Annotated in this window: 16 protein-coding genes; 13 read left to right on the top strand and 3 right to left on the bottom strand. The window is 45.8% G+C overall.

Going from position 1 to position 20,828, the window contains the following annotated elements; genetic code table 11:
• Window positions 1–22 precede the first annotated feature (22 nt).
• On the top strand, window positions 23–2,842 hold the full coding sequence (locus tag ACE04G_RS15980; protein WP_449004545.1) for a glycoside hydrolase family 2 TIM barrel-domain containing protein: 2,820 nt from the start codon (window positions 23–25) through the stop codon (window positions 2,840–2,842).
• A gap of 106 nt (window positions 2,843–2,948) precedes the next feature.
• Here the strand turns inward: ACE04G_RS15980 and ACE04G_RS15985 are convergent, their stop codons facing one another.
• Both ACE04G_RS15985 and ACE04G_RS15990 read right to left on the bottom strand, forming a co-directional pair.
• Window positions 2,949–4,322, bottom strand: a complete 1,374-nt coding sequence (locus ACE04G_RS15985; RefSeq protein WP_449004546.1) for a sugar phosphate nucleotidyltransferase — start codon at window positions 4,320–4,322, stop codon at window positions 2,949–2,951.
• Between the two features lie 11 nt (window positions 4,323–4,333).
• Entirely contained in the window at window positions 4,334–5,149 is an 816-nt protein-coding gene (locus ACE04G_RS15990; RefSeq protein ID WP_449004547.1) for a DUF6492 family protein, read from the bottom strand.
• A gap of 202 nt (window positions 5,150–5,351) precedes the next feature.
• Between ACE04G_RS15990 and ACE04G_RS15995 the strand changes: the two genes are divergently transcribed.
• The 5 genes from ACE04G_RS15995 to ACE04G_RS16015 all read left to right on the top strand — a co-directional run bounded on the left by ACE04G_RS15995 (window position 5,352) and on the right by ACE04G_RS16015 (window position 12,119).
• Window positions 5,352–6,116, top strand: a complete 765-nt coding sequence (locus tag ACE04G_RS15995; RefSeq protein ID WP_449004548.1) for a YheC/YheD family protein — start codon at window positions 5,352–5,354, stop codon at window positions 6,114–6,116.
• A 198-nt stretch (window positions 6,117–6,314) separates the two neighbouring features.
• Window positions 6,315–7,055: a LytR/AlgR family response regulator transcription factor gene (locus ACE04G_RS16000; RefSeq protein WP_221819416.1), complete on the top strand. Its 741-nt coding sequence runs from the start codon at window positions 6,315–6,317 to the stop codon at window positions 7,053–7,055.
• 1 nt (window position 7,056) lies between these two features.
• Complete coding sequence (locus tag ACE04G_RS16005; RefSeq protein ID WP_339184941.1) at window positions 7,057–8,355, top strand: sensor histidine kinase; 1,299 nt, start codon at window positions 7,057–7,059, stop codon at window positions 8,353–8,355.
• Window positions 8,356–8,465: 110 nt separating this feature from the next.
• Complete coding sequence (locus ACE04G_RS16010; protein WP_449004549.1) at window positions 8,466–10,517, top strand: serine hydrolase domain-containing protein; 2,052 nt, start codon at window positions 8,466–8,468, stop codon at window positions 10,515–10,517.
• Window positions 10,518–10,715: 198 nt separating this feature from the next.
• Window positions 10,716–12,119 (top strand): outer membrane protein assembly factor BamB family protein, encoded by a 1,404-nt coding sequence (locus ACE04G_RS16015; RefSeq protein WP_339308380.1) that lies wholly within the window; start codon window positions 10,716–10,718, stop codon window positions 12,117–12,119.
• Window positions 12,120–12,187: 68 nt separating this feature from the next.
• On the opposite strand, the gene ACE04G_RS16020 is transcribed toward ACE04G_RS16015, so the two are convergent.
• A complete protein-coding gene (locus tag ACE04G_RS16020) occupies window positions 12,188–12,862 on the bottom strand; it encodes a class I SAM-dependent methyltransferase (protein WP_449004550.1) in 675 nt (224 codons plus the stop codon).
• 163 nt (window positions 12,863–13,025) lie between these two features.
• Between ACE04G_RS16020 and ACE04G_RS16025 the strand changes: the two genes are divergently transcribed.
• From ACE04G_RS16025 to ACE04G_RS16055, 7 genes are all read left to right on the top strand, one after another.
• Window positions 13,026–13,637: a hypothetical protein gene (locus ACE04G_RS16025; RefSeq protein WP_449004551.1), complete on the top strand. Its 612-nt coding sequence runs from the start codon at window positions 13,026–13,028 to the stop codon at window positions 13,635–13,637.
• A gap of 165 nt (window positions 13,638–13,802) precedes the next feature.
• Window positions 13,803–14,783: an SDR family NAD(P)-dependent oxidoreductase gene (locus tag ACE04G_RS16030; RefSeq protein ID WP_449004552.1), complete on the top strand. Its 981-nt coding sequence runs from the start codon at window positions 13,803–13,805 to the stop codon at window positions 14,781–14,783.
• A 185-nt stretch (window positions 14,784–14,968) separates the two neighbouring features.
• Entirely contained in the window at window positions 14,969–15,877 is a 909-nt protein-coding gene (gene murB, locus ACE04G_RS16035; protein ID WP_373888062.1) for a UDP-N-acetylmuramate dehydrogenase, read from the top strand.
• 231 nt (window positions 15,878–16,108) lie between these two features.
• Window positions 16,109–17,068 carry an ABC transporter permease gene (locus ACE04G_RS16040; RefSeq protein ID WP_221819409.1) on the top strand — a complete coding sequence of 320 codons (960 nt, stop codon included), beginning with the start codon at window positions 16,109–16,111 and terminating at the stop codon, window positions 17,066–17,068.
• A 2-nt stretch (window positions 17,069–17,070) separates the two neighbouring features.
• Window positions 17,071–17,940 (top strand): carbohydrate ABC transporter permease, encoded by an 870-nt coding sequence (locus tag ACE04G_RS16045; protein WP_083679484.1) that lies wholly within the window; start codon window positions 17,071–17,073, stop codon window positions 17,938–17,940.
• A 23-nt stretch (window positions 17,941–17,963) separates the two neighbouring features.
• Window positions 17,964–19,502: an extracellular solute-binding protein gene (locus ACE04G_RS16050; protein WP_449004553.1), complete on the top strand. Its 1,539-nt coding sequence runs from the start codon at window positions 17,964–17,966 to the stop codon at window positions 19,500–19,502.
• Window positions 19,499–20,827 (top strand): Gfo/Idh/MocA family protein, encoded by a 1,329-nt coding sequence (locus tag ACE04G_RS16055; protein ID WP_339308392.1) that lies wholly within the window; start codon window positions 19,499–19,501, stop codon window positions 20,825–20,827. Before ACE04G_RS16050 ends, ACE04G_RS16055 begins: the two co-directional genes overlap by 4 nt.
• Window position 20,828: the final 1 nt, after the last annotated feature.

Consider the following 20,828-nt stretch of genomic DNA (forward strand, 5'->3'; position numbering starts at 1 on the left):
GAATCTTAAAGGGGACAATATCATGATAGAAGCAATAAATCTGGAAGGCATATGGAAACTCCAACTCGATGAACATAAGGTAGAACGTGGTCTGGATTTCTCAGACGTTATTACATTGCCAAATACTACATCTCATGCGGCCAAGGGCAAGAAAAACGAGAATGTGTTAATCGGTGCGCTGACGGATGAGTACTTATTTGAGGGTTATGCCTGGTTTTCACGAGAGATTGAAATTCCCGAACACTTGGCTGGCAAACGTTGTTTCTTGCATCTGGAACGAACACGAGTAACCACAGTTTGGATCGATGGGGTGGAATGCGGAACACAAAACAGTCTGAACACACCTCACCGTTACGAGATTGAGGCAGGGCTAACCGCTGGGACTCATACAATTACCATACGAGTGGACAATACCAATTATCCAACCAAAGGTGGTCATCTTACATCCGAAGACACGCAGACGAATTGGAACGGCATCACCGGGAAATTGGAACTTCAATTTTTCGAGCGTGTTTTCCTGGATAATGTTCAGGTCTATCCCGATCTTGCGACTCGATCTTTCGAGATCAAGGCAGCACTTGTTGGTGACCTGCAAGAAGTACGAATCGTGGTATCAGCTGTTGCTGTCAGTGCAGATCCAGTTCATACGACCGAGGAACAGATTTTCGCCCCGGATTCGCAGGAAATCCAGCTGACGTACAAGATTGGCGAAGATGCGATGTTATGGAGTGATGATGAACCTAACCTGTACCAACTTCATATTCATCTGCAAGATCAGGACGGCGAAGTGCTGGATTCCACCGAAGTATGGACGGGATTAAGGGAATTCCGGGCTGCCGGAGACAAATTCACCATTAATGGTCGCAAAACTTTTCTTCGAGGCAAACATGACGGGCTGATCTTTCCGCTCACGGGATACGCGCCAACAGATGTGGATGAATGGGTTCGTATCCTCGCTATCTCCAAGTCCTACGGTATCAATCACTACCGTTTCCATACCTGTTGTCCTCCGGAGGCTGCTTTTATTGCAGCGGATCTGCTCGGCATCTACATGGAGCCTGAACTTCCGTTCTGGGGAACCATTACGGATGAATCTTCGGATGGACATAATCAAGCCGAGCAGGATTACTTGATTAGCGAAGGATTTGCGATGCTGCGTGCTTTTGGTAATCATCCTTCGTTTGTCATGATGTCCATGGGGAATGAACTATGGGGAAGCAAGGACAGATTGAATTCGATCCTGAAGGCATACAAAGCATATGATCATCGTCATCTATACACCGAGGGTTCGAATAACTTTCAGTTTGTGCCGGACATTCTGGAGGAAAGTGAATTCTTCTGCGGGGTTCGTTTCTCGAAAGAACGCCTGTTCAGAGGTTCGTATGCGATGTGTGATGCTCCGCTCGGTCACGTGCAGACCGACCTGCCAAATACATTGAAAGATTACGATTCAAACATTGTACCTGAGCAAGGCAGCGATGCTGACCCTTCTGGTCAGACTGGGGACAAAGAGATTCAGATTCAGTATGGGACAGGTTCCAAAACAGTACAGGCCGAAGCTGGAAGTGACCAACTTGTCTCACACGTACCAATCATCTCGCATGAAATTGGACAGTACGCCACGTTTCCTAATTTCGAGGAGATCAACAAGTATACGGGTTCTCTCAAAGCCAAGAATTTCGAAGTATTTCGAGAGCGTCTGAATGCCAAAGGACTGGGACATCTGGCGGAAGCATACTTCAGAGCTTCTGGTAAACTCGCGGTCGCATGTTACAAGGAAGAACTGGAAGCTGCTTTTCGTTCGCAGCAACTAGCCGGGTTCCAGCTGCTGGATCTTCAGGATTTCAGTGGTCAGGGAACAGCGCTTGTGGGTGTACTGGACGCATTCATGGATTCCAAAGGCATGATTACACCTGAGGAGTGGAGAACGTTTTGTTCCGACGCTGTGTTGTTGGCGAGATTCCCCAAATATAATTATCAAGCGGGTGAATTGTTCGAAGCACGCATTGAACTAAGTTACTTCCGGAGACAAGCATTGGATGGACTTCAATTGAAGTGGGAAATTCAAAGCGAGCAGATCGAAGGAAGCGTCCTATTGGAAGGGAAAGCAGACCTGCCAGCGACCCATGGAGAACATTATGTGAATGTCGCGGATCTCAGCATTCGCATTCCTGAAGTCTCCAATATGACCAAAGTGGAGCTTAGACTGTCCATTCCGGGTACGGATATCCGTAAGTCTTACGACCTGTGGATCTATCCGAGCCAACTGGACGTGGAATTGACCGGATTAAATCTCTTTACCGAACTTTCCGAAGCAGCGCTGGTGTTGCTAGAGCAGGGAGAGGATATCATGCTTTTCCCAAATCCCGACCAGATTCAACATGCGATTCAAGGTTTCTATAGCACCGATTTCTGGTCTTATCCTATGTTTCGTTCCATATCAGAGAATATGAAAAGAGAGGTTCCCGTGGGCACAATGGGATTGTTGATTCAGAGGGATCATCCAGCATTCGAACATTTTGTCACGGAAGATTACTCGACCTATCCGTGGTGGAATATCGTATCCAACTCGTCCTCGATGATTTTGGATGAACTTGGGCCAGAAATTACGCCGATCGTGCAGACCATTGACAATTTTGAGCGAAACCACAAGCTCGGCTTGTTGATGGAGTGTCGGGTCCGGAAGGGGAGAGTGCTGATGGGAGCGCTGAATCTGGAGCGTCTGATGACTACATTGGAGGGCAGACAGTTGTTATACAGCTTCCAGCGTTATGTACAAAGTTCCGCTTACCAGCCAGTTGCACGTCTGGAAGTAGAGGAACTTCGCAAGTTGTTTAACTAAGATATAGGGAGAAGAAGTGTCAGGTTTCCCTTAAATATGCCAATGAGCCCCTTCCGCGAATGGAAGGGGCTATAAGACATGCAGAATGAATCGGTTCATTTTCCCATTAAGCGTTAGATGAACCTGCACTTTTTAGGATTACATTCCAATCTTCTTCTTCAAAAAGTATGTTGTCTTTATCCTCTGTTACTCCGATCCGGACCTCAAGGATCACCATCCTGGCTTCAGCCAGAATAGAAAAGAGACTCTCCTTGGTAATCGCGAACTGATTGCCCATATTCACTTGCATGACCTTTCCGTTGACAAGCACTTGCCCACTGCCTGCAAGCACGGTCCATGCTCTACACCCAGTTCTATGCCAGTTCAACCCGATATGTTTGCCCGGTAGAACCGTTATGTTTAATGTGGTTACAGTTGTATTCTCATCTTCTAACGAACTCTCAATGACACGATAACTGCCCCAGGTTGCTTCACCATACATCGGTTTTAATGGCAAGCTACCCAATTGCGCTTTAATTTCATTTGAATTATTTTTGTTGGCAATGAGAATGCCATCCGGACTTGCGGCAGCGATAATACCTGGCACGCCAATGACTTGGATGGGGTAGGGAAGCTCGTTAATAATATAGGAATTGGAGGAAGAACCCGAGATTCCACCGTGTCCGATTACATGTGTATCTAACTGTGCGCACAGCGTATCCCAGCTTCCGATATCCTGCCATAATCCCTTATAAGGCAGGACTACGGCCCGCTGTGCCTTCTCTGCAACATGCTTGTCAAAACTTCGTTCAGGCAACGCTTCATACAGGGACGACAATTGATCATAATGAACCGGAAGCCCCATTTTTTTAATATGGGATATCATAAACGCGACGGTGAATGCGTACACACCGCAGTTCCATAGTGCCCCACGTTGTAGCAGAGTTTCAGCAATGGTGGCTTCGGGTTTTTCTATAAATTGTGTTATGGGCGCATAAATATTACGTTCTTGCCCACCCGGCAGGATGTATCCATACTGTTCTGAAGCATGTGTAGGCCTTGTCCCAATTAAAGCGATATCGGCTTGAGAATGTTTCAATATGTCCGGCAGTAATTGGAAGTTGCTGAAAAAATCTTCACCTGCGAACACATCAGCTGGCGCGATACAGATCACATCGTCATCTTTGGCCATTCGGAAGGATTGCAGATATAAGGTCGCTAAGGCCGCCGCAGTAAAAGTGCCTCGTTTATAAGGTTCCCCGATGACTGGTATTTTGCCTTGAGTATGTCGAGCCGTAATATTAGCCTGGTCCTGATGTGAAATAATGAGTGTTGAATCCGTTAGGCATGAACTGTCAAGCTGGCGGCATACTCTGCTGATCATGGATTCCCTACCTCCAGCGGGTGATGGAAGTATATCTATGAACAGCTTGGAGCGAAGCTCATTGGATAACGGCCAGAGCCTTTTGCCAGAGCCGCCGCACAGCAGTACGATATGCATGGGCTTCCTCCTTAAGCTCGGGGAGCTTTACTATAGATTTTCCGTTTATGAAAGGAAAGAGATCGGTATTTAAGAGCCAGATTACGGATTTGTTGCTCGTTTAACGAAGAAGCGTTCACATTCAGACTTTTATTCTTGGAACTTCTAAGGACCATGCTGCCTGGGTTTTTCGTATACATAAAATTGGCATACGTTTCATATTCGGAGAAACCAAACTGCTTTTTCTTATTAATATTGGAGATGATCGCTTTGTACCATGGCAGCTTATGAACCGCTTCAATTTTCTGTTTTAAGGCAGCGAGTTTCGATTTGTCGAACAGCATATAATGGGTGACAAAAGAGCGGGGACGTGGAGCTTTCATGCCTAACAACTTGCGGTAGGTATTGAAATATTCCGGCTGGCTCCAGTCACGGCAGTAAAAGGCTGTTTTGCCTTCTACAATAAATGTATGAGGTTTAATCAGTACAGTATCCGCATCCATGACTAGAAAGTGCTTTGCCTTTACAATGGAATCTCCGTTCATTTTGAGCAGCTGCTGATATAACCAGCCTGACCGATTCCATCGGGAGGACTGGTAGTGTATCTCGTTTTTGGTTATAGGCAGGACGGATCGCTCATTAACAAAAATGCAGTTTTTAAGGGAACAAAGTTTTCTGATTTTGGTGCTGACCGGAGAAACAATATATATGCTTCCAATGGGATGTTTTACATAACGGCGAATGTTATCAATGACGAGGGGAAGGGTAGCCAAATCTTTCTCGATCGCGGGTATAAGAACATCAATCTTAGGCGCATTATTCAATCGGATTCCAGGCTGGACGGACATCTTCTCAACTCCTTGCACAAATCGTGATGACTCATTATATGTTATGTGTGCAAAAGTGTTTTGGTCAGGGCATGTGCAAATATACATTTTTACGAATAGGGGCTTTTGTTGAGGGTTCCTTTATCGGTATTACATATAATGCTTGCAGGATCTTGATCAATCAGCAGGCTTTGATGCGGTTGCTGAAGGGAGAGTTTACGACATGGGAGTTGATAAATTGCAGCCGTTAAGAAGCAAGTGGTTAAAAACAAAATTGATCATTAATAATGAATCAATTAAACCGTTTATCCCCGACACACAGAAATATAACAAATCGAATCTGAAATCCATGATCAGTAAATATGGAATGGTCTATGTCAAACCCGAGAGAGGTACTTTCGGGATGGGTGTTATTAAGGCAGAGATGGAAAGTCAGCAACATTTTGTCTATCAGATAGAGCAAAAACGCCTGACGTTTGACAGCTTTGAATCGTTTTATAGCAGTCTGACTCGTTTGGTGCATAAAAGAAGTTATCTGATTCAGAGAGGAATCCATCTGCTTAAGCATAATAACAGACGTTTTGACATCCGAGTCATGATACAGCTAAGCCCGACCAAACAGTGGGAAGCTACCGGAATCATCGGCCGACTGGGTCATCCAAAGAAAATCGTAACCAATTATCATAGTGGTGGTACACCGATGGATATTCACAAGCTGCTACAATCACATGCATCCACTAAACGCAGGAATGAACTGGTTCAGGAGATGAATGAGCTTAGCCTTCGCATAGCTCGTCATATGAAAAAAAAGTACCCGCATCTTAAGCAAATTGGTGTAGATATCGGCCTTGACCACAGTCTGAAACCCTGGATTATTGAGGTGAATGTCAAACCTGACCCATATATATTCAATCAATTAAAGGACAAGACGATGTATCGCAAGGTAATACGATATTACCGCCACGCTGTGCCCAAAAAATCAGAATAACAGACCGCACTTTTCATAGAAATGGCTGGAGAAGGTTTCAAGTTCAAGAGTCGCCAATGTGGCGACTTTTTTTGTTGATCTGCGTTTGAGGGTCGGAATAATGCATTTCATCCCAATTCGACTCCCAAACCTATGCTAAAATAGTATATTCGAGAGTGAAATTCAGAGTCGATGTCGATGAAAGGCGGATGTTCCCCCATGTTCAATATTGCAATCTGTGATGATGAGGAGCAGCAACGAGAACGTGTGAAATCCATGCTGGTCTCCTTATCTCTAAAAACCAATTTTGATTTTCAAATTAGCCTATTCACATCTGGTGAACAACTGCTCTCACACTACAGAGAGGTTGGGGATACATTCAATATTCTCATCTTGGATGTGGAGATGGGCGGAATGAACGGGATTCAGACCGCTAAAGAGATCAGGAACATGAAGTTTCTGGATGTACAGATTATGTTTCTGACCAGTTACCCGGAATATATGGTGGAGAGCTTTGATGTCATCACCTTTCAATATCTGATCAAGCCAATCCAGCCGCAAGTTTTCGAGGAAAAGATGATTAAGCTGTGTCAATATTTTCAGGCATTGGACAAAAAGTATATATTAATCAAATCAGATTATGATGAACTGCTTTTGAAATATGATGATATTCTCTGGATTGAGGTCGTCAAAAGTTTAACGATCAAGAACAAGTTGAATTTTGTGACTCAGGAAAATGTATATGAGACCAAAGGCATTTTATCCAGCTACGCTACCGGTTTGAAAGACCATGGTTTCTTGCAGATTCATCGCTCAATTATCATTAACCTGATGCATGTTCAGAAGTTTTCCGGCACCCAAGTCGTCATGTTGAATGGAACGGAACTGCCCATAGGTCGCTCCAAGGTCAAGGAAGTCAAGGATGCCTATACCAAATACATGATTATGAGGATTCAATGACATGGATACGTATATGATATTTTCTATCTTCTTCGTGACTTTACTTATGGCATTTCAGGCGAATTTTTATTTTGATTCTGTGTTGGGCAAGTCCAACCGTAAACCGCGTAGAGCGATCTATTTCTTGGTATTTGTCATGTTGGGTTATTTTTATTGGGTTTCTTCCTTCTCTGATATTGGTTCCACTGCGGTTGCTCTGCTATTAATCTTCAGTCTGGCACAATCCTATGAAGTAGAGTTTAAAATCAAGCTTGTTTTTACCATCCTGTATGGGGTTCTAATTACTATGGCAAATGCCATCGCTGTATATATTCTCGGTGTTCTGGAATCCGCGGATTACAGTTCAATGGATCAGTTTAACGGAGAAGACCACTGGGTTCTCTCCAAGGTTATGCTGCTTGGTTGCAGCATCATGTTCGTTGTCATTCAAGTTGTCCGTCTCGTCGCCAAACGTAGAAGTTTTGCCGTTCACTATCGGTATTATTTGCTGTTTCTCATCGTACCGATCATTACGATCTATCAGATCAATGTGGCCTCCATATACAGTGAAAAGAACATATTTTACGTCTTTTCTGTACTGGGCTCTCTTTTTCTCAATGTGTTCATAGTCTATGTGTTCGATAATATGGTGGAAAAGGTACAGCTTGTGCATGCAAATGCCCAGTTACAGCGTCAGATGGATCATCAGGATGCCAACTATGAGAAGACCGTTCACAGTTTCAAAAACATTAAAAGCATCATCCATGATATTAACCAGCAGTTTCTGTATATTGATGAATGTATCCAACGTAACGAACTGGCGGCGGCAGGTGACCATATCAAGTCTACACTGAATACGATTGAAGGTGCTTACCAGCGGGTGAACTCCGGCAATCTAGTCATTGATGCACTCGTTACAAATACCTTGGCTATGGGGCAGGCAAACGGGATCAAAATCGACACCAAAATCCAGCTTCACTCGCAACATGTGCAGATTGATCGATATGATCTGTGCGTGGTGCTCGGTAACATGCTCGATAATGCGATCGAGGCTTCCAAGAAGGTCAGACAAGCCGAGGATCGATATATCCTGATTGCCATTCACTCCACATCATCTGCACTTGTCATCCAGATTATGAATCATGTGGAGCAACCGATAGTTGACTTGAAAAGTGACAAGCCCAATCCGGAGTACCATGGGATCGGTCTAACCAATATATCGAGAATGTGCGAGAAATATGGTGGACATATGAGTATTGAGCATCAGCATCGGAAATTTAACAACATGGTCGTACTTCCGTTCCACACCGACAACCCCTGAATCTACCATTCAGGGGTTGTTTTTTTCCATTCAGGGTCCGTTTGCGTTCGAACAGTCTCTTCCCGGATATGATGAATTCATTCATAAGAACATTTGAGGGAGGACATAGGATGAAGAAATTAATTAGTCTTTTATGTACAGCGGTGCTTGTAATTACGCCGCTGACATCTGTCAGCGCAGAGGTGAATAACAGTGCAACGATTGAGGCACGGGCGGAGCAGATCGCCAAGGAGATGGTGCAAACCTACGGTGTCACCAGTGTGCAATATGCGATCATGGATGAAGGGGAATATATTTTATCAGATAGTGTCGGATTGCACGATAAGGCATCACAGAAGCCAATAGACACGGATAGCATGTATGGCATAGGCTCGGTTAGCAAAATGGTTGTTACAGCAGCCGCTATGAAGCTGGTCGATTCCGGTAAAGTAGATCTTGATGAGCCGCTTACTTCGTATATCAAAGAATTTAAAATGGCAGATGCGCGATATACTCAAATCACACCACGCATGTTGATGAATCATTCATCCGGTCTTTACGGTACACATTATGGAAACAGCATGTTGTTTGACGATAACGACACCCGCAATCATGATGAGTTATTGCTCAAGCTTCAGTCCGAAAAACTGAAATCCAAACCTGGCGCATACTCCGTCTACGCCAATGACGGTTTTCAATTGCTTGAAATCCTGGTTGAACGGGTGAGTGGTTTGAGCTACAGCGAATATATCGCCAAGTATATCAGCGAGCCGTTGAAGTTGGAATCAACGAAGACACCACTAGATTCCTTTGACAGAGCACAGTTATCCGAAACCTATTGGCCTACACTTGAGATGAAGATGCCTACCGAAAATGCTAACATTATCGGCACCGGCGGAGTGTACTCTACCGCAGAAGAATTGAGTCAATTCGGAGAGGTTTTAATGGGGAACAGACCGGATATTCTGTCCGAATCTGCTGTGAAGGCCATGCAATCTCATGAATATCGTAATGGCATATGGGTATCAGATGAACAAAATACGATCAATTATGGCTTGGGCTGGGACGCGGTTGACCTTGCACCGTTCAGCGATTATGGGATTACCGCGCTTGCCAAGGGCGGAGACACCATGCTATATCATGCCGTGTTAATCACCATACCGGAACATGATATTTCAATGGCGGTTCTATCCTCTGGCGGATCTTCCGTCTACAATCAGATGTTTGCCAGCAAAGTGCTGCTGGACGTTCTGGAGGATCAGGGCATCATCGACGATGTTCAGCCTGATCAGACATTCTCACCACCTGTCAAAGTGAAGATGCCGACGAAGTTGAATGCTTACTCAGGTCTGTATGGTACGGTAGGTGCAACGCTGGACATAAAGATCAATGATGGTGAGATGCAACTGCCTGCCTTGCTGGGAGGAATTATTCCTGAGCAGACCTATGTGTACACAGGCGACGAACATTTTACAAGTGCGGATGGCAGTGTAAAAGCTAGCTTTGTGAAGGAACGTAATGACAAGGTGTATGTTAAAGTTCAGGGCATGATTACGTTACCCGGCATAGGCCAAACGGTAATGAACACGTATGATTATCAAAAACTGGATCATAATGCACTGGATGTAGCAACAAAAGAGAAATGGACAGCTCGTGACGGCTCGAAATATTACGCGTTGGATGAAAAAATAACATCGATCTTTTATCTGCTTCCATCGATGCTGATCAAGAACCTTTCCGTTGATGCCAAAAATGGCTATGCTAATGGCACGCAAATTATGGATGCGAACAACGCAGAGAATATCGCCGAGATTCCTGTGATGAATGGAAGAGACGCGTTTGATCTGAAATTTTACACGAAGAATGGCGCCGAGATTATGCTCCAGGATGGGCAGGAATACATTGCCGAGGATGCGATTACTCCAATCTTTGGTGGAAAGAAAGGAATTACAACTATTCCGGCAAACGGTCAAGCCCGGTGGTATGCGATCGATGCCCGATCGGGTAACAAATCCATCACGGTGGATTCTCCGAAGACCGGAGGTTATGCAGTGTATAATGATAAAGGGGAAATGGTTGACTTCTCTGTAGCAACCAATCAGGAATCGACGAAGCTCCCGAAAAGTGGTTTTATCGTTTTTGGTGGGGATGCCGGTGATGTATTCCAGATTGAATTAAAGTAAAGTAGGGACTGCGTTACAAAATCACATTTGTAACTTGTCACATAAATAATGTCGTATTCAGAAAGTCGCCGTATGGCGGCTTTTTTTGATTTCAGTTTTAGAATAATTTAACAATCTGGTAACTATTTGGCCCCACCACGCGTTATGTTTATGTAGTTATATATCAGGCTAATTTTTCAACTGGAGGAATCACTATCTATGATCAATAGACATAAACGTCAAATGACTATGCAATGGAAAAAAAGAGCAGGAAGACCCATCATTGCAGGCCTTACTGCCGGAATGCTGATGGTTCACGGCGTTATCGGCGTGTTGCCATCGCAGGCACATGCTGAAGCATCGGATGTATCCATCCGTAACTGGTATTCGTATCAACGAATCACTGTACCTGAACTGAAACCTTCTTGGACAGCGAAAGTAGATAACTATCTGAATATGAACGAGACGTATGTTGGAGTTAATGCCATCGCAGAAGAAGGAAAAGTATTCACGTTTGCTGGATCAAAGCTGATTGCATTTGATGCGACAACAGGTAAACGGTTGTGGACTTACGGCAAAGAACTGACTCCTTATATTACCTATCAAAGCGGGATTCTCTACGGACTGACCATTGATCACAAGCCATATGCCTTGAATGCGAAGACAGGCAAAGCAAAATGGCAGTCAGGCACATCCACCTGGATTGATACGTATAACCGTACGGAAGCTCTGATTCCAACGGTAGATACCCTCTACGTGATTAAGGGGAGTACAACGTTTGCACTGGATATCCAGTCAGGCAAACTGCGCTGGGAAGCAGATGAACCATTAGGCGAAGGTCAAGGTACTGAGTATCTGAGAGAATCTAATGGTGTGGTGCTGAGAACCTTTTTTGTCCAAGGGGCACTTACATCCTTACAGCTTAATGCATATGACAAGAAAACGGGTAAGAAGTTATGGGGTCATTTTGGTCAGGGGGAAGCTATTCAGATCAAAGACGGTCTTGTATACTCAGCGGACTACTATTCTTCGATGTTGGAAAATGACGAGTCTTCACCAGAACGCAAATGGAAAGTTAATGCGTACAACTTGAAGACCGGTGTGTTGAAAGGAAGTCAGGAGTATAAGTGGACCATGCCGGGGGATCCACCGTATGTGAATGGGTATGGAGGGATATTTTCCAATAAAGACAAACTATACATTTTACAAGGGGATAAGATAGCGGAGTATTCGTTAACTTCAACCAAGCCGGGTCCCGCGCCACTTCGAACGTTTCAGCGCCCTTACGGAGAAAATATGTTGTGGCTTGGCATTACACTGGAAAGGTTGATCTTCAAAAACGACAACACGGGAGAACTCACAGGCATTAAGCTGGCTAATGGTCAGGAGGTTCAGTGGCATGGTGATGCTCCTGTTTCTCAGATCGATGTTTACGGTAAAGGAATGTATCGAGCGCAACGTAACGGCACCCTGCTTGCCCTCAACATGATGACGGGTCAGTCAGCTTTTCGAGTCGCTACCGGGGGAGATCTGCATAACACGACATTGAAGACAAACGGAATGATCATCATCCAAGCCGAAGGCAAACTTCTCGGCGTTAAGCTGCCAGCGTCGCTGAAATAAGTGATTCAGAATGAAAAATATGGGAGAAGACCGGATTACGTCATGGCTTGCTCATAATCCGGTCTTTTTTATTTTTGCGCATAAAACACTGCAAAGTCCAAGTATATGTACATGCAATCTGCCACGCGAAACCCCGCCTCCTCCAACCACATCAATTGATCCTCCAGCGTGGCATTGATATCCACCTTGCGTCTTTCGATCGAAGCCAAGATGGCTTCCTCAGACAAACCACTTTGTTGAATCGCTTCTAACCAGCGCTGGCGGTAATAGGCGTCCGTATCGGGGGTTCTTCCCTGAACCTGATCTGCGTTGATGAAGCATCCGCCTGGTTCTAACAGCTTATGTACAGAGTCAAACACCTTTTTTTTGTCAGCGTGGGTCAGATGGTGAATAGACAGGGAGGAGATAATCATATCGTAGGAACTGGTGAAATCGTACTTGGAGTAATCCCCGACCACATACTGCACTTGTGTAGCATCAGCAAACCTTCGACGTGCCCCTTCGAGCATTTGATCACTAATATCGATCAGGGTTAATCGCGCGTTGGGATACTTTTGCAGGACCAATCCGGAGAGCAGTCCCGTTCCTGCACCCAGATCAAGAATACGTGGAGAATCGAGCGGGCTTTCCATTAGATTCAGAGCCATTCCATAAAAATCATCAAAACAAGGGATAAGCTGCTTTCGCTGCACATCATAATCTTGGGCTACCTTATCAAACAGCTGCTTTACTGAGAATTCCATGTGCTCATCACTCCTTGATGTTTTCTCCATATTTTACAAACTGGAAGGGATCAAGGGAAATACTGATTATGGATAAACTCATAGGTTGGACCTATGGGTTCCGAGTCTTTGCCATGGGTAATAACATGTAAGCGCAGAATATAGACAGGGAGGAATGAACCTGATGATTCAACCACGTTCTATTATGATGAGCATCTCGTTAATCGTTATAGTTCTAACACTTGCAGCTTGCTCTGGTAGTAATGAACCTTCGGCTATCCCGGAACCATCAACGCCAGTAGGTGGAACAGAAGAAGCGAATGAAACGAAGCGTCCACAGACCGAAAGTTTTGAAATGTTGACCGCAGATGGCAATCAATCACTAGAGGCGACCTTACAACAAGGAGGAGAATTTTCCTTGTACGTATTCGAGAAATTCACATTTGATGCTGCTCAAGGCCGTCTGTCACTGACTAGTAACGGTGACTATTATGTGGATATTGAACCACTGCCTTCGGATTATAATCTGGCAGAATTGGAGACAGCGGGTAAAGAAGAATTAGAAAAAACCGGTAAGGTATCCGATTATAGTGGAGAACTGGTAGAACACCCGCTTGGTTATGCCGAGCTCTATCTTCAGGCCTCAGGTGAAGAAGGAATTAGTGATTATATGGTCTGGAAATCAGAAGAAGGGAACGCGTTTTTATTCCGTCTTCATAATCCAAAAGGAGAAGAGGCCTCTGATTTCGCCAGCCCGGTCCTTGTTTCGTTATCCACCGTTCAGGGTGATTCGTAACTAGATGACCATAATATTTTCAACGAAAGTCGCCAACTGGCGGCTTTTTTACTTTTGCAGATTGCATGGAGAAGTTGCGAGATGAAATATTCACTTCCATTTGACTTAGAGCACACTCTAAGGTGTAGACTAACATCAGCAACGATCCCAAAGGAGATGAACAGAATGACACAGGAAAATAATACTAGAACTTTACAACATAAAATGGGCTCTGGCTTCAACTATAACAGTACAGCGGAGGATGTATTGAGAGATCTGGACTTGTCAGGACAGCTTGCTATTGTAACGGGTGGATATTCCGGCCTCGGGTTGGAGACGACACGTGCGCTTGTTAACGCGGGAGCCCGTGTAGTGGTGACTGCGCGTCGTCCAGCGGTTGCGAAGGAAACACTTTCTGGTCTGGAAGGTGTTGAAATAGATGCATTGGACCTCGCTGATTTATCCAGCGTTCGTGCTTTTGCCGAGCGGTTTCTGGCGAGTGATCGGAACATTGACATGCTGATTCTTAATGCGGGCATCATGGCTTGCCCGGAGACGCGGGTTGGTCCTGGCTGGGAAGCTCAATTTGCAACCAATCATCTGGGCCACTTTGCCCTGACTAATCTGTTATGGCCAGCACTTGCAAGTCAGGGGGGAGCACGTGTTGTTTCCTTGGCATCAGCGGGACATCATTTCTCACCGATTCGTTGGGATGACATCCAATATGAACATGGCTATGAGAAATTCCCTGCCTATGGACAGTCCAAAACAGCAACGATTTTATTCAGCGTTGAGCTTGATCGTCGAGGTGCGGAGCACGGAGTACGGGCTTTCTCCGTTCATCCAGGCGGAATTATGACACCACTACAGCGTCATATGCCAAAAGAGGAAATGATTGCTCTGGGCTGGATTGATGAATCTGGACAAGTGGCCAACCCTGCGTTCAAAACACCTGAGCAGGGGGCAGCAACGCAAGTCTGGGCAGCAACTTCACCTCAGCTTGAGGGAAAAGGCGGTGTCTACTGCGAGGATTGTGACATCAGTGAAATGGCTCCAGAGGATGGAGGTTTCTACGGGGTCAAGAAGTATGCTATCGACCCTGAGCAAGCTATTCGTTTATGGGAGCTATCGGCCAAGCTGACTCAAACAGACATAGAACTCTCATAATCATGTAGTTGCGGCAACAAAGCAACGGCTTGCTTCCATGCAGGAGCTCACGGAAAAGTTCAAAATCTAAAGAGAATACGATTAATTATAATGAAAACAACATAATTTCAAACAAAATCTCCTATTTAGCATATAATAAAGAAGGAGCATCTCATTTTCGCGATGGTGCAATCATTTCTTTATGAATTCAGGGAGAGAAAATCATGAATATTTTTGAGCATCAGATACCTTTGGAAAAAGTGAAATTCAATGAACCGCTAAAAAATCATACGTTTATTAAAATAGGTGGCAACGCAGATATTCTCATCCATCCAACAACGATAGACGAAATCACTAAAATCGTGGAAATTGCCAACTTACATCAGTTACCTCTGACGGTTATTGGGAAAGGCTCAAACGTCATTATTAAAGACGGGGGCATCCGGGGAGTAACGATTTCTCTTAGCCACTTCGATCAAATTAAAGTGAGTGAGGACAGCATGATTGCGCAGAGCGGCGTTGATATCATTGATGTCTCCAGGCTTGCTTTGGAGCATAGCTTGACCGGTTTGGAGTTTGCTTGCGGTATTCCCGGCAGCACGGGGGGCGCACTTTACATGAATGCCGGTGCTTATGGCGGTCAGATCGCCGATGTTGTTGAACGTGCGACTGTGATCACCAAAGACGGTACAGTGTTGGAGATCCCGCGAGAGGAGATGAAGTTTGGTTATCGAAATAGTCTCTTCAAAATGGATCACTATATCATACTGGAGGCCGAATTCGGGCTCAAAAAAGGAAACAAGGAAGATATTGCGAGCAAAATGAAGGAATTAACGTTCCTGAGAGAATCCAAGCAGCCGCTTGAATTCCCCTCTTGTGGAAGTGTATTTAAACGACCCGAGGGACATTTTGCAGGGAAACTGATTCAGGATTGCAACTTGCAGGGCACTCGCATTGGAGGTGCTGAAATCTCCATGAAGCATGCAGGTTTTATCGTAAATGTGGATCACGCTACTGCCCAGGATTATATGGATCTGATCCAATTTATTCAGAAGAAAGTATATGATACGTTCCAAGTTGAATTGGAAACCGAAGTAATCTTTCTGGGAGAGTAACTTCATTGGAATCATTAGGAGGTCGCCTTTGGCGGCCTTTTTTTGTTGCCAATGTAGTACCAACCATTCCGCCAGTGAATGAACCGATCCTGCAAACCCGCGTCACGCAAGCGATTGGCTCATGCTATGGCTGATTGAACGATTGTTGCTGACCCCGCTCTCCCTTAACATGTGAACAGAGGAGTCTGCTCGTCATTCACCATCATTCTGTCAAAGGGGGCCCGCGATCGTATGGCTGAGCTGTCGGAAACATCAACGTTGCAACCCAGGGTTACAGTCAACAAACCCGTCAAACCAAGTTATCTGCGTAACATTCGAAAACACTGGATGTTGTATGTCATGATCCTGCCCGGCATTTTGTTCTATATTATTTTCAAGTACATTCCACTTGGCGGAAGCGTGATTGCATTTCAGAACTTTCAGATTATGAAAGGCATATGGAGCAGCCCATGGGTTGGCCTGGATAACTTCAAGTTTATTTTTACGTATCAGGATTTCTATCATGTGCTTCGGAATACAGCTCTGATTGCCTTATACAAACTGGTGATCGGATTTCCTGCTCCCATTCTGCTAGCGCTATTGTTCAACGAAGTGAGAAAAATGCTTGCCAAACGCTTTTTGCAGAGTCTGTTTTATCTGCCTCATTTTCTCTCCTGGGTTGTTGTCGGGGGGATCGTGTTTGAGGTGCTAGCCTCGGGTGGTTTTGTAAATGCTGTCCGTGGATGGTTCGGGTTCGAGCCGATCCTGTATATGCAGCAGGAGCAATATTTCCGACCTATTGTTGTCCTGTCCTCCATCTGGAAAGAGGTAGGTTGGGGAACGATTATATACCTCGCTGCGGTAAGTGGCATTGACCCCACGCAATATGAAGCGGCTGTGATGGATGGAGCAAATCGCTGGAAGCAAACGATCTACATTACATTGCCTGCGTTGTTCCCGACGATCTTAACCCTGTTCCTGCTGAATATCGGCAATTTCCTGGAACTTGGCTTTGATCAGATCTACAACCTGCTGACACCGATGACCTACTCGGTAGGGGATATCATTGAAACGTATGTATACCGCTCTGGTGTCCTGCAAGGGCAATATAGCGTAACAACAGCGATTGGTCTATTTCAGTCGGTGATTGGCTTCATTCTGCTCTGGGTCTTCAATCGGCTTGCGAGAAAATCAGGAGAGGGGTTGTGGTAATGATCAAGCAGACGATTGGAGAAAAGCTGTTCCAAACCGCCAACTACATTTTCCTGACACTTGCGGCCTTTACGATGCTCCTTCCATTGCTACATCTGCTTGCGGTTTCCCTGAGTTCGCCGGTTGCGGCAGACTCCAAAGAAGTATTTCTGTGGCCCGTTGGCTTTACTTTCGCGTCATGGAAACACATTCTACAAAGCTCGGGCTTATGGCAATCGTTTGGTGTAACCGTATTTATTACGGTAGTGGGTACTGCGCTTAGTATGTTATTTTCAGTGTTGACCGCTTTTCCGTTATCGCGCAGAGAATTCATGATCCGCAAACAAGTGATGCTGGGCATCGTAATTACGATGATTTTCAATGCACCGATGATTCCGTTCTTTCTGACGGTGAGGGAGCTGGGCATGATGAATTCCATCTGGTCCCTGATTATTCCTGGTGTAATTGGCACATTTAATATGGTCATTCTGCGTACCTTTTTCATGAGCTTGCCCAAAGAACTTGATGACACGGCCCGAATCGACGGTTGCCATGACTTCCGAATTCTGTTTCAGATTTATTTGCCGCTATCCAAGCCGGTTCTGGCTACGGTCAGTCTGTTCTATGCGGTGGGATACTGGAACACGTTCCAGCGGGCGGTACTGTTTCTACGTGATCCAGGGCTCTGGCCTTTGCAGATGAAGCTGCGAGCGTATTTAACCAGCCCGGAGGAACTGGCCCAGGTAAATATGTTTCTTGGGGATTACAACTTCAATACAACCACGTTAAAGGCAGCGACGATACTTTTTGCAAGCGTTCCCATTATTTTGGTGTATCCTTATCTACAGAAGTATTTTGTGAAAGGTTCATTGCTCGGATCACTGAAAGAATAAACCATGTTCAGGGGGATGATTCCATGAGAAAACAACTGAGTCGCAAGATGATGCCGCTAATGCTCAGTCTAGCCATGCTGTTGGTCGCTGGTTGTGGCTCTACTACTACAAGTTCCGGAAATGACGTTGGTAACGGCGAAGGCAGTGGTGGAGCTGTAAAAGTCAAAGTATTCAAAAGCCATATGGGCGTTGGCAGCTTGCCAACTGCGGATAATCCGCATGTGAAATACATTGCTGAACAGACGGGGGTCCAGTATGAGCTCATTACAACGCCTCCCGGTTCGGAGCCATCCGAATACTTGAACCTGATGATTGCCTCCGATGAACTGCCAGATATCCTGCGTCCGATTGGAGGCATTGAGCAGACACTGATTCAGCAGGGAGGCGCGTTACCACTGGATGAACTCCTGCCTGAATATGCACCCCATGTGTGGGAGAGTATTCCTCAGGAAGCTTGGGATATCGTTCGCTCTGCTTCCCCTGATGGCAAAATCTATTATGTACCCAAGGTATTCCTTGTGCCTGAACGTGCACCGTTAATTCGTCAGGATTGGGTGGATAAGGTGGGCATGGAGATGCCAAAGACCACTGATGATTATGTCGAGCTGCTCACAGCTTTCCGTGACAAGGACCCGAATGGCAACGGCAAACCGGATGAACTGCCAACAAGCGGCAGGGAATTCGGCAGATGGATGGACCATTTGTTTGCGATGTACGGGGTAGCGATGTGGGAAGGTTATCCCGAATGGGATGAATACGATGGAAAGATCCAGTACGCAGGAACTACCGACAATATGCGGGAAGCAATCAAGTTCATTCGCATGTTATATGTGGAAAAACTGCTGGACAATGAAACCTTCCTGAACAAAGGGGAAGTGTGGCAGGCCAAAATCAATAATAACCTCGTAGGCAGCTGGTACCATTTGCCTGCAAATGTGCGAGATCGGTACAATGCGATGCTGACCCAGGCACCAGATGCCTACATTGCAGCGATGCCGTTACCCAAAGCCGCAGGGTTTGAAGCTTTTGTCACCCAGAAGAGCATGGGTGAACCGGAATGGATGATCCCAGCCACCAAACAGGATAATGCGCCAAATGCGCTGAAGCTGCTGGACTTCTTCTATAATCCTGAAAATGATGAGTTCGGTCGCTTTGGTCTTGAAGGTGAGCAGCATGAAGTCAAGGATGGACGCAAAGTCATTCTCCCACCTGCTGACAACAAACCGCTTGCCTTGGGTATGAAGAATCTCACTACAGCAGAAGACATGAATAAGCGAATTGAAGAGACATATCCGGAAGATCAGCAGCAAATGGTCAAAGACATGTTCGAAGTCAGTACTGCCGATGCACGGCAAATTGCGGGTGACGGTCTGCCAGCCTCTGTGTATGAAGGTTTTCCTGATATCCAGTCTCACAAGTTGTTTCAAGAGGTATTGACCAAGATTGTCATCGGCGAGCTGCCAATCGAGGCTTATGATGAATATGTGAAGAAATGGAATGCTTCCGGGGGCGAAGTGGTCACCCAGCGTGTACAGGAATGGTATGAGAAGGTGAGAAAATGAAAAAGAGATATGCCCTATGTGGGGTCAGCGGCAGAGCATTGGGACAATTTGCAAAACCAATTCATGAGCTGTTCTCTCATAATTCAGAGGTTGTCGCCCTGCTGGATAGAGATCCTGCACGGTTTGAAGTCTATCGTACCCGTTTTCCTGAGCACACAGAAGTATCGGTATATGGCGCTTCGGATTTCGGGGTCATGGTCGATGAGACTCGGCCTGACTGTATCATCGTGGCTGGCAGGGACGATACTCATGCCCACTATATTGTTGCCGCGTTGGAGCGGGATCTCGATGTTATCACCGAAAAGCCGATGACGACTACAGGCGCTGATGCCAGACGCATTCTTGAAGCAGAAGCAAGGAGTAAGGGCAGCGTCATCGTAACGTTCAATTATCGGTACATGCCGATCCACATGCGCATCAAGGAATTGATTCAGGAGGGGAAACTCGGTCGCGTCACTTCCATCGATCTTAACTGGTATATCGATACCCATCACGGCTCCAGTTATTTTAAACGGTGGAACCGTGAACGGGCATTCTCGGGCGGTCTGTCGGTCCATAAAAGTACTCACCATTTTGATCTGGTCCAGTGGTGGATCAATCAAAAGCCAGTTGAAGTTTTTGCCTATGGAGCACTGAACTATTACGGGGCTGAAGGCGAATGGAATCCGGCACAGGAGGACGGAAGACATTGCCGTACATGCCATGTCTCAGAAGATTGCGCCTATTATTCCCGCTGGACGTCCCGGAGTCGTCAGATTCGGGTACCGGATGACCATCTGAACCAACTCGGTACAGCAAGCCAGCAGGAGTTTCCCTACACTTCATACCGTCCCGACCAGTGTATCTTCGATTCCACCATTGAGATTGAAGACACGTATGCCGCAACCGTGAAATATAGCGGCGGCGCGCTGATGAGTTATTCGGTCAATTTCTCACTTCCATACGAAGGGTACCGTTTGGCGGTAAATGGCACGAAGGGCAGGCTAGAAACATTGGAGTATCACATGCCGGCCCGGACGCCTTTTCCCACACCCGTCCAGACGATCGATTACTTTCCGCTCTTTGGTTCAAAAGAAACGATCCATGTTGTTCATCGTGAAGGCGGACATGGAGGAGGAGATCCACTGCTGCTGGAGGATATTTTCCTCGGCGAAGATAAGAGACGCCCTTACCGAATTCTGTCTGGCGCTGAAGACGGCGCTTATTCCGTTGCCGCTGGAGAAGCAGTGTGGCGATCTGTGGAAGAGCATCGGCCTATTTCCATAGACGAAGTGCTTGGTGGTTGGAACAGCAGAGTGCCCACGCACAAAGGGAGGGAGAAGTGAC

Source organism: Paenibacillus sp. AGC31 (assembly GCF_057334655.1).